The following is a 10,606-nucleotide window of genomic DNA, read 5'->3' on the forward strand; positions in this document are numbered from 1 at the left end:
TGTCGATTCGAGGGTACCCAGATCTTCGGGGCCGTGTTGCGGCTCCTACGCCTGGTCCGAGGCGATCACGGCCGCCAGGTCCGCCGGCGACGGGTACGCGAAGACCAGGGCGACCGAGACCTCGATACCGAGCGCGTCCTGCAGCCCCGCGGTGATCTGGAAGGCGGCCAGCGAGTCCCCGTTCGACTCGAAGAAGTCGCTGTCGGCGTCCAAGGTGTTGTCGCCCAGGGAATCGCGGTACAGCGACACGATCAGCTCGGGCAGGTCGTGGGTCGTGGTCATCGCGGTCCGTTCTCGTGAGTGTGGGTCAGCGCTGTCAGCACTTTCCGGTCGGTCTTGCCGCTGTGTGTGGTGGGCAGGCCGGCGATGCGGACGAAGCGGCGCGGCATCATGTACGGCGGCAGTGATCCGGCCAGGTGCGCGCGCAGCGCGGTGTCCGGCACGCCGTCCAGTTCGCCCACGACATGCGCGGTGAGGCCGACCCTGCCGCGTTCGTCCTTGTCCGCGGTGAGGACGGCGCCGGTCACGGCGGGATGGGACAGCAGCGCGCCTTCGATCTCGGCCGGATCCACGCGGTAGCCACGGATCTTGAGCTGCCGGTCGACCCGGCCCAGGTACACCAGGTTGCCGTCGGCGTGACGGCGCGCGAGGTCGCCGGTGCGGTACAGCCGCGCTCCCGGCGGGCCGAACGGGTCCGGGACGAACCGTTCGGCGGTCAGGCCGGGGCGTCCGCCATAGCCGCGGGCGACGCCGACGCCGCCGATGTGGACCTCACCGGTGGCCCCGTCGGGGACGGGACGGTGATCAGAGTCGAGCAGCCACACCGAAACCCCGTCGATCGGCGTGCCGATCAGGTCGGCCGCCGTCACCGGGTCGGCGGGCACGGGGTACCGGGTCGAGGTCATGGTGCATTCGGTCGGGCCGTACTGGTTGACCAGCCGTCCCGGCAGCAGACCCCGGCCACCGGAAACGAGGAACGGCAACAGCGACTCCCCGCTCGAGACGATCAGTTCGACCGTCCGCAGCGCCGCTGTGGCAGCCTCGTGCCCGGCGAGGAAACCGAGGAACGACGGTGTCACGCTGAGCAGCGTGGTGACGCCGAAGGTGCGCACGGTGCCGGCGAACTCGTCCGGGCGCAGCAGCTTCGCGCGGGGCACAAGGACCACGCAGCCACCGGCGACGAGCGGCGCGAACACGTCGCGGATCGAGGCGTCGTAACCGATCGGGGCCACCTGCAACGTGACCGTCCGCGGCCCCAAACCGTTGTCCGCGCCGATCGCGCGCAGGTACGACCGCAGCCCGCCATGCTCGACCAGCACGGCGTTCGGGGTGCCGGTCGACCCGGACGTGTGGCTGACGTAGGCGAGCGTGCGTGGCGTGACTTCGGGCAAGCGCACCACCACGGCGGGCGGCGTGGTCTGGTCGATCGCGATGACCGGACCTGTGATGGGCAGCGTGAGCCGCTTGGCGAGCGCGGTCGTCGTGAGCAGCATCCGCGCGCCGCCGGTGCGGCACATCGCGTCGAGACGAGCCGGCGGCAGGTCGGCGTCGAGGGCGAGGAACGCGCCGCCCGCCCGTGCCACGGCGGCCATCGCGATCACGGCTTCCACACCGTGCTCGACGGCGATGGCGCAGACCTGCTCCGGCCCCAATCCGTTGCCCGCCAGTACATGGGCGAGCCGCTGGATCCGGTCGGTCAGCTCCCCGTAGGTCAGCTGACCGTCCGGGGTGCGGATCGCGACCGTCTCAGGAGGATGCGCGCAGACGTCGTCGACGAAACTCATGTCGCCTCACTGGCCAGGAGTTGTTCCACTTCGGCGTCGGAGAGCCCGGTGATCTCGTCCTCGACCGCCCGCGTCACCGCTTGCGCCAGCTCGGCGACCGTGGTGGCCTCGAACAGACGGCGCAGCGGCAGCTCCACGGCGAACGCGCGTCGCAGCTGGGCCAGTACCCGGGTCGCCAGCAGCGAATGCCCGCCCAGCGCGAAGAAATCGTCCGTCACGCCGACCCGGTCCACTCCGAGCACCTCGCGCCAGATGTCGACGATGAGCTGCTCCGCCGGGTCGCGTGGCGCCTCGGCCGGTCCGGTTCCGGACGCGACCGGTTCCGCCGAGGGCAGGGCCTTTCGATCGACTTTTCCGCTCGCCGTCATCGGCAGGGCGGCGAGTATCGCCCAGCGTGCCGGGACCATGTACTCCGGCAGCAGCGCGCGCAGGTGTTCGCGCAACGCCGCGGCGGTGGGCTCACCGGCGACGTAGGCGGCCAGCAGCGGGTCACCCGCCGCGCCCGCCGCGGTGACCACCACGGCCGCGTCCACGTCCGGATGCCGCAGCAGGGCCGCCTCGATCTCGCCGAGTTCGACGCGCAACCCGCGGATCTTGACCTGGTGGTCGATCCGCCCGAGGAACTCGATCGCCCCGTCCTGGCGATACCGGACCAGATCCCCGGTGCGGTACAGCCGTGCCCCCGGTGGGCCGAACGGGTCCGGGACGAACCGTTCGGCGGTGAGGGCGGCGCGGTGGTGATACCCGCGGGCCAGCCGCACCCCGCCGAGGCACAGTTCCCCGGGCACGCCGGTCGGCACCGGGCGGAGATCGGCGTCCACGATGTAGGCGCGGGTGCCCGCGACCGGCCGTCCGATCGGCATCGCGGCACCGCCCTGCTGCCCGTCGAGGTCACCGGACACCGGGTACAGCAAGGAACAGATGGTCGCTTCGGTCGGCCCGTAGCTGCACAGGAACCGCCCCGGGTGGCCGGTCGCCGCCCACTGCCGCGCGTCGTCGGCCGTGACCACGTCGGCGCCGACGTTCATCAACCGCAGTCCCGCCAGCAGCTCCGGCCCGTAGCGCATCGCCTCGCGGTAGTACGCGGGTGCGGTGTCGATGATCGTCACCCCGTACTCGGCCAGCCGTGCCGGAAGCTCGGCCGGGGTCCAGGTCTCCGGGTCGCTCACCACGATCGTCGCGCCGGTGAGCAGGGTGGCGCCGATCTGGTCCATGGCCACGTCGAAGGTCAGCGCGGACAGCAGGACGACGCGGTCGTCGGAGCCGATGGTGTAGGCGTCCGCGATCACCCGGCAGTGGTGGGCGTAGGACCGGTGCTCGATCAAGACGCCCTTGGGCCGCCCGGTCGAACCGGAGGTGTAGATGATGTACGCCAGCGAGCCTGGGTCCGGCCGGGGAACCAGGTTGTCGTCTTCGGTGGGCCAGTCCGCCGATTCCCCGTCGACGGCCACCACTTCGCGGTCGCCGAACCGGCCGGCGAACTCCGGAGTGGTCACCACGACCCGGGCACCGGCGTCGGTCAGCATGAAGTCCAGCCGTTCCGCGGGATGCCGCGGGTCGAACGGGGCGTACACGCCGCCGGACTTGAGCACGCCCAGCAGGACCACCACGGCGTCGAGCGATCGCTCCAGGCACACTCCGACGACGGTCTCCGGCCCGGCCCCGCGCGTCCGCAGCAGCCGCGCGAACCGGTTGGCCCGTGCGTTCAGCTCGGCGTAGGTCAGCTGCAGCGAACCGCAGACCACGGCGATCGCGTCGGGACGCAGCACCGCCTGTCGCTCGACCAGCTCGGGCAGGCACATCCGGTGTTCTTCGGCGGGATCCAGCGTCGCGAGCCGATCGCGCTCCGGGTCGGGCCAGTCGCTCAGCAGCCGCCGGCGTTCGTCGTCACCGAGGAGGTCCAGTTCGGCCAGCTTCCGGTCCGGAGCGGTGCCGATGCTCGCCAGCAGGTGCAGGTAGTGCCCGGCCATCCGCTCGACGGTCGTCCGGTCGAACAGGCTGGTCGCGTACTCGAAGACACAGCGCAGCTCGCCGCCGTCCCGCTGCTGGACGGACACGATGAGGTCGAATTTGGCCACCGGGGTGCCGGAGGGGATCCGCTGCACGGCGGTGCCGCACAGGGTGTCCGGCCGGTTCTCCAGATGCTCCAGCTCGAACATGATCTGGAATAGCGGGTTCCTGGAGAGGTCCCGATCCGGCTGCAGCGCGTCGACGAGGTGCTCGAACGGCACGTCCTGGTGAGCGAACGCGTCGGTGCAGCCGCGGCGCACCTGATCGAGCAGTTCGGTGAAGGTCGGCTCACCGGCCAGATCGGCCCGGAGGACCAACGTGTTGGTGAAGAATCCCAGCAGTTCTTCGGTTTCCTGCCGCGTCCGGCCCGCGACCGGGGTGCCGACCGAGACGTCGGTGCGGCCGGTGTAGCGGCCGAGCAGCACCTGGAACGCGGCCAGCAGGGTCATGAACGGAGTGGCGCCCTGCCGGGCGGCCAGTTCGGTCACCGCCTTGGCCACCGGCACCGGGACGGTGACCGCCACCGTGTCCCCGCGCGGGTCACGCTGTGCCGGGCGCGGGCGGTCGGTGGTCAGCTCGACCGGGGTGAGCCCGGCCAGCCGGTCCAGCCAGTACCGGAGCTGACCGGCCATGTCCTGAGTGGACTGTGCGGATCGTTGCCAGGCGGCGAAGTCCGCGTACTGGATGGGCAGCGGCCCGCCGTGGGCGGCGTTCAGGTCGCGGAACAGGATGTCCATCGACCACGCGTCGAAGGCGATGTGGTGCAGGGTCAGCGCGACGAGGTGCTCGTCCGCGGCCACCCGGACCACGGTGACCCGCAGCGGATGCTCGCGCTCGAGGTCGAACGGCCTGCCGGACACCTGGTCCAGCAGCTCGCGGGCCTCTTCGGGCCTGCCGGTCAGGTCGACGAGGCGGAACGCCACCGGCCCCGGCGGGTCGACGATCTGCACGGGCTCGCCGCCCTGGCCGACGTAGCGGGTGCGCAGTACCTCGTGCCGCTCGGCGAGCCGGTCCAGCGCGCGCTGGAACGCTTCGACGGAAAGCGGGCCGGAAAGCCGCAGCGCCAACGGGATGAGGTACTCGACGCTGCCCGGGTCGAGCTGGTCGAGGAACCACATCCGCTGCTGGGCGAACGACAACGGCAGGCCGCCGTCCCGGGGGACCGGCCGGATCGCCGCGACGGCGGTGCCCGTGGTGTTCGCGTCGAGCCGGGCGGCGAGGCGCTCGACGGTCCGGTCGTCGAACAGTTCGCCGACCGTCAGCTCGCCACCGAACTCACGCCGGAGCTTCAGCACGAGCCGGATGGCCAGCAGCGAGTGCCCGCCGAGGGCGAAGAAATCGGCGCGGACGTCGACGCGCTCGACACCGAGCAACTCGGCCATGGCGGCGGCGACGAATTCCTCGGACGGGGTCCTCGGGGCCGTGTGATCGTCCGATGCGGACTCCGGGCCGTCCGGCGCGGGGAGCGCGGCACGGTCCAGCTTGCCGTTGGGGCCCAGGGGAAGCGCGCCGAGGAGGTGGATGGCCGGTGGGATCATGGGCGACGGCAGCCGGGTGGCCAGATGCTCGCTCAGGTCGGCGGGCGTGGTTCCGTTGGTGGACACCGCATAGGCGACGAGAGTGGTGTCTCCGGCCGGAGACCGGTGGGGGATGACGGCGGCGGCCGTGATGTCCGGGTGCGTGCACAGGACGGCTTCGATCTCGGCGGGTTCGATCCGCACGCCGTTGATCTTGACCTGGTGGTCGACGCGGCCCGCGTACTCCAGCGTGCCGTCGTCCCGCCAGCGGGCCAGGTCGCCGGTGCGGTACCAGCGTTCGCCCGGAACCGAGGGGTACGGATGCGGGGTGAACTGCCGGGCGGTCTGGCCGGGACGATCGGCGTAGCCCCGGGCGAGGCCGATGCCGCTGACGCACAGCTCGCCCGGTACGCCGATCGGCACGAGCCGGTCCGCGGCGTCCACGACGAGCACCCGCGTGTTGGACAACGGCGTGCCGATGGGCACGGTCCCTGCCCGCTCGTCGGGCCGGTAGCGGCCAGCGGTCACGTCGATGGCGCATTCGGTGGGGCCGTAGGTGTTGTCGACCTCCACGTCGAGCAATTCGGTCAACCGGCGGCACAGCGACACCGGCAGCGCCTCGCCCGCCGAACAGACCAGGCGCAGCGAGGTGCATTCGGCGAATCCGGGCTCGTCGAGCAGCAGGCGCAGGATCGACGGGACGAGTTGCAGGACGGTGGCGCCGTGCCGGGTGACCGCCCCGGCCATCGCGGCGGGGTCGCGGTGGGCGCCGGGCGGCGCCATGACCAGGGTGGCCCCGGCGACGAACGGGGTCAGCAGCTCCCACATCGAGGCGTCGAACCCGATCGTGGTCTTCTGCAGGACCCGATCGGTGGCCGTGAGCTGGTTGCGGACCGACCACAGGACCCGGTTGCGGATTCCGTCGTGCGTGACGGCGACACCCTTGGGTCTGCCCGTGGATCCCGAGGTGTGCACGACGTAGGCGATCTGCGCGCCATGGACGGCCGGACGATCGGCGAGGGAGTGGGATGCGATGGCGTCCCGGTGCTCGTCCAGGTCGATCCGCTTGAGGGATTCCGGCAGGCGGACGTCCACTGTGGAATGTGACAGCACCAGTGTGATGCCGGTGTCGGCGACGACCTGGCGGAGGCGTTCGGCCGGGTGGTCCGGCGGCAGCGGGACGTAGGTGGCACCGGCGGTGAGGATCGCCAGCAGCGCGACGGCCAGATCGGTGCCGCGGTCCATGGTGACGCCGACAGGTGTCTCCGTGCCGGTTCCGAGGCTGCGGAGGTAGCCGGCGAGGGCGCCGACTCGGGTGGCGAGCTCGCCGTAGGTCAGTTCGTCCACATCGGACAGTACGGCCACGGCTTCGGGGGATCGCGCCGCCTGGGCGAAGAACAGCTCCGACAGTGAGTGCCCGGCCGTCTCCGTCGTCGCCGTGCCGAAGGAACGCAGCCGGTCCTGTTCGGACTCGCCGACCAGTTCGAGCGCGTGCGCGGGAGTCTCCGGTGCGGCGGTGATCTCTTCGAGCAGCCGCACGTAGTTGACGGCCATCCGCTCGACCCGGGCACGGTCGAACAGGCTCGTCGGGTAGATGAGCTGGCCGTGCACCGAGCCGTCGGCGAACTGGGCCAAGTGCAGCGACAGATCGAAAGCCGAACTGGCCCACAGCGGCGGGCAGAGCGTGACGTCGAGCCCGGGCAGCCGATAGGGCCGCCGCCGGGCGTCGTACCACGCGATACCGGCCTGGAACACCGGGTTTCGCGACGGGTCCCGTTCCGGCTCCAGATGGGCGATGACCTGGTCGAACGGTACGTCCTGATGCGCGTATGCCTCGAGCGCGGTCTTCCTTGCCTGCCCCAGCAACTCCACAAAGGACGGTTCGCCGGACAGATCACCGCGCAGTACGAGCGTGTTGAGGAACATGCCGATCAGCGGCAGCTCGTCCCGGCGTCTCGTGGACACCGAAACCCCGACCGCGACGTCGTCCTGTCCCGAATAGCGGGCGAGCAAGAGCTGGTACGCGGCGAGGTAGACCATGAACGGCGTCGCGCGGTGGGCCCGGCCCAGATTACGCAGGCGATCCGCCAGACCCGGCGGTACGACGAGGTCGACGCAGTCACCGTCGGCCACCCATTTCGACGGCCGGGCGCGATCGGTGGGCAGTTCGAGCGGGCCGAGCCCGGCCAGCCGGTCCGTCCAGTACGCGAGTCCGCTACCGGTGGTGCCCGGCTCGCGGCGGCGCAGGGCCTCGTGGTGCTGCAAAGCCGGTTCGGGCAGCGTCTTCGATCCGTAGAACGCGTCGAGTTCGTCGGCCAGCACACTCCAGGACAAGCCGTCGAAAGCGATGTGGTGCACGGCGATCAGCAGGACGGCCTCGTCGTCGGCCCACCGGACCAGCGTGAGCCGCCACGGAGCCTCCGTGCGCAGGTCGATCGGGGTGCGCAGGTCGCTCAGCCGGAGTTCCCGCAAGCTCGCCTCGCGGTCCGCGAGCGGCAGGCCGGAGATGTCCACACTGGACAGTTCGACGGGTGCCGGGTCGGTGATGATCTGCGCCGCCGTCCCGTCCACCATGTCGAACCGGGACCGCAGTACCGCGTGCCTGGCCGCGATCTTCGTGAGCGCCGCTGTCAGCGCCCCGACGTCGAGGACGCCGCGCAAGCGGAGGGTCGCGGACAGCAGGTGCTCGATGGCCGCGTTCGCACGCAGCTCGTCGATGAACCACAGCTGTTCCTGCGACGACGACAGCGGGTGAACGCCACCGCTTTCCACCATGGCCAGCCTTTCGTGTCCGGTACTACTGACCGTCGGTCGACGGCTCGGCCATGGCCACGGCGATCTTCCTGGGACCGGTGAACGGTTCCCGGCCGTGCGAGGAAAGCATGTTGTCGACCATCAGCACGTCACCGCGCTGCCAGTCGAAACGCCGGGACGCGGCGCGATAGCGGTCCCGCAGGTGGGCGACGACCTCGTCGGGAATGGTGCCACCGTCGCCGTAGTAGGTGTTGGTCGGCAGGTCTTCCTCGGCGAGCATGGCGCGCAGCCCCATGCAGACGTCCTCGGCCAGCGTGGTCACGTGGAAGAACGTGAGGTGGTTGAACCACACGGCCTCGCCCGTGACGGGGTGCTGGTGCACGGCCCGGCGCCGGGCTCTGGTGCGCAGCCCGTTCCCGTCGAGCCATTCGGTCTCGACACCGTTCTTCGCGCAGTAGGCCGTGACCTGTTCGCGGTCGGTGGTGTTGAACGTCTGCTGCCACGGCAGGCCGAACGAGTCGGTGAAGTTGCGCACCACCATCCAGCCGCGGGCCTCGAACTCCGCCCGCACGTCGGGATCGATCGACGCGAGGACCCGCCGGGTGTCGGAGAGCGGCGTGGCGCCGAGCGTGGTCGGCGGGGAAACGCAGTAGAAGAACAGGCTCAGCGGCCAGGCGGCCTGGTAGGAGTTCTCGTTGTGCAGGAAGATCTCCTCGGCTTCCGGATAGTCCGTCGAGGTGTACACCTGCCCTTTGATCGTGCTGCGGGGCGAGGACCGCTCGTGGTAGGTCAGCGGCGGGCCCGCCAGCGTGCGGACGGTGGCGTCGAACCCGTCCACGTCGTCGATGCCGAACCCGCGCAGCAGCACGGCGCCGTGTTCGAGCAGCCGGTTCCGGATCAGGGGGCGGTGCGCCTCGAGGGAGGCGGTGTCCTTGGCCTCACCCTGGCCGGGAGTCACCACGCAGGGCAAGGCTCGCTCCTGCCCGGAAGACTCGTTTGTCGCGGAGATGGACGGTCCAGCGGTCATGCCCGACATCGTGTCCGGTCGTTCCGGGTGCCCAGAAGAGAATGACGGGTAGCGCGGGGCGCACCGGCGTGCCTGAGGTTCTGCGTGTTCTTCTCTGCAGTCGCACGCGCTCTCGCGGGCAGGCTCGACCTGCCGCCGACCCGACCAACCGGGCGCGACAGTGACTTCCAGGAGACACCCATGCCCGAGGAGCAGACCGACCAGCGTGCGTACCTGGTCGTGGTCAACGACGAGGAGCAGTACTCGATCTGGCTGGCCGACAGGGAACTGCCGGCAGGCTGGAACGCCGAGGGCACGCGGGGCGGTCGCGAAGAATGCCTCGCCCACATCGGCGAGGTGTGGACCGACATGCGGCCACTGAGCCTGCGTCGGCAACTGGACCCGACAGCCGGCTGAGCCGGCGAAATCCATGGACCTGACTGAGGACGAACCGGCGGGCGTGCTGTCCACGATCGGCGCGACACCGCTGGTCGAACTGACCAAGCTCTACCCGTCGGCGGGGTTCCGGCTGTTCGCCAAACTGGAGGGCCACAACCCCGGCGGGAGCAGCAAAGACCGGGCGGCGCTGTCCATGCTGGCCGGTGAGGTCCGGGCCGGACGGCTCGTCCCGGGGCGCTCGGTGGTGGTCGAGTCCAGCTCGGGCAACCTGGGCATCGGAATGGCCCAGGTGTGCCGGTACTTCGGGATCCGCTTCATCTGCGTGGTGGATCCCCGTACCAGCAAGCAGAATCTCGCGATCATGCGGGCGCTGGGCGCCGAGGTCGAGATGATCGAGGAGGCCGATCCGATCACCGGCGACTACCTGCCGGTCCGCATCCGCCGCATCCGGGAACTGACCGAATGCCTCGAGCACGCCTACTGGCCGGACCAGTACTCGAACCCGGGAAACCCGCTGGCACACCACACCACCATGCGCGAGATCGTCGAAGGGGTGCCGGGCGGACTGGACTTCCTGTTCTGCGCCACCAGTTCCTGCGGGACGTTGCGCGGCTGCGCCGAGTACGCGCGGGCCAACGACCTGCCGGTGACGATCGTGGCCGTGGACGCCGCGGGCAGCGCCATCTTCGCCGACTCGCCCGGGCCCCGGCTGATCCCGGGACACGGCGCCGCCGTCCGCCCCGGTCACCACGCGGACGACCTGGCCGACCTGGTCGTGCACGTCGCCGACGTGGACAGCGTCCGCGGCTGCCGCCGGCTGGCCGCGCGTGAAGCGATCCTCGCGGGCGGTTCCTCCGGCGCGGTGGTCGCGGCCGTGGACAGCCTGCGCGACCGGGTGCCGCCCGGCGCCACCTGCGCGCTCGTCCTACCCGACCGCGGTGAGCGATACCTCGACACGATCTACAACGACGCGTGGGTCTCGACCCACTTCGGCGAGGTGCCGCTGGAAGGACTGACGCGAGTCCTGGTCGAGGGGTAGGGCTCGGAGGGCTCCGTGATGCGCGGCCGCCGTGGGGGGGGGGGGGGGGGGGGGGGGGGAGAGGGGAGGAGAGGGAGGGGGGGGGGGGAGGGGAGGG

General features: G+C 70.9%; 6 protein-coding genes. 2 read left to right on the forward strand and 4 right to left on the reverse strand.

Annotation, left to right across the window (positions count from 1 at the left end):
* Window positions 1-45 precede the first annotated feature (45 nt).
* The 4 genes from ACZ5IK_RS25030 to ACZ5IK_RS25045 are packed head-to-tail and all read right to left on the reverse strand — an operon-like array spanning window position 46 to window position 9,092.
* Window positions 46-282, reverse strand: coding sequence for a phosphopantetheine-binding protein (locus ACZ5IK_RS25030; RefSeq protein ID WP_410598222.1), 237 nt, complete (start codon window positions 280-282; stop codon window positions 46-48).
* On the reverse strand, window positions 279-1,784 hold the full coding sequence (locus tag ACZ5IK_RS25035; RefSeq protein ID WP_465489880.1) for an amino acid adenylation domain-containing protein: 1,506 nt from the start codon (window positions 1,782-1,784) through the stop codon (window positions 279-281). The genes ACZ5IK_RS25030 and ACZ5IK_RS25035 overlap by 4 nt, the downstream gene beginning before the upstream one ends.
* Complete coding sequence (locus tag ACZ5IK_RS25040) at window positions 1,781-8,086, reverse strand: amino acid adenylation domain-containing protein (protein ID WP_465489881.1); 6,306 nt, start codon at window positions 8,084-8,086, stop codon at window positions 1,781-1,783. The genes ACZ5IK_RS25035 and ACZ5IK_RS25040 overlap by 4 nt, the downstream gene beginning before the upstream one ends.
* A 22-nt stretch (window positions 8,087-8,108) precedes the next feature.
* Window positions 8,109-9,092, reverse strand: a complete 984-nt coding sequence (locus tag ACZ5IK_RS25045) for a TauD/TfdA family dioxygenase (protein WP_465489882.1) — start codon at window positions 9,090-9,092, stop codon at window positions 8,109-8,111.
* A 180-nt stretch (window positions 9,093-9,272) separates the two neighbouring features.
* On the opposite strand from ACZ5IK_RS25045, the gene ACZ5IK_RS25050 reads away from it, so the two are divergent.
* Window positions 9,273-9,488, forward strand: a complete 216-nt coding sequence (locus tag ACZ5IK_RS25050) for an MbtH family protein (RefSeq protein ID WP_101607067.1) — start codon at window positions 9,273-9,275, stop codon at window positions 9,486-9,488.
* Between the two features lie 13 nt (window positions 9,489-9,501).
* On the forward strand, window positions 9,502-10,509 hold the full coding sequence (sbnA, locus tag ACZ5IK_RS25055) for a 2,3-diaminopropionate biosynthesis protein SbnA (RefSeq protein WP_465489883.1): 1,008 nt from the start codon (window positions 9,502-9,504) through the stop codon (window positions 10,507-10,509).
* The last annotated feature ends 97 nt before the right edge of the window (window positions 10,510-10,606 follow it).

Source organism: Amycolatopsis sp. NPDC031561 (genome assembly GCF_055580625.1).

Coding starts and splice junctions, on each gene's coding strand:
- ACZ5IK_RS25045 (WP_465489882.1), bottom strand. CDS start 9,092: ATGACCGCTGGACCGTCCATCTCCGCGACAAACGAGTCTTCCGGGCAG.
- sbnA (WP_465489883.1), top strand. CDS start 9,502: ATGGACCTGACTGAGGACGAACCGGCGGGCGTGCTGTCCACGATCGGC.
- ACZ5IK_RS25040 (WP_465489881.1), bottom strand. CDS start 8,086: ATGGTGGAAAGCGGTGGCGTTCACCCGCTGTCGTCGTCGCAGGAACAG.
- ACZ5IK_RS25030 (WP_410598222.1), bottom strand. CDS start 282: ATGACCACGACCCACGACCTGCCCGAGCTGATCGTGTCGCTGTACCGC.
- ACZ5IK_RS25050 (WP_101607067.1), top strand. CDS start 9,273: ATGCCCGAGGAGCAGACCGACCAGCGTGCGTACCTGGTCGTGGTCAAC.
- ACZ5IK_RS25035 (WP_465489880.1), bottom strand. CDS start 1,784: ATGAGTTTCGTCGACGACGTCTGCGCGCATCCTCCTGAGACGGTCGCG.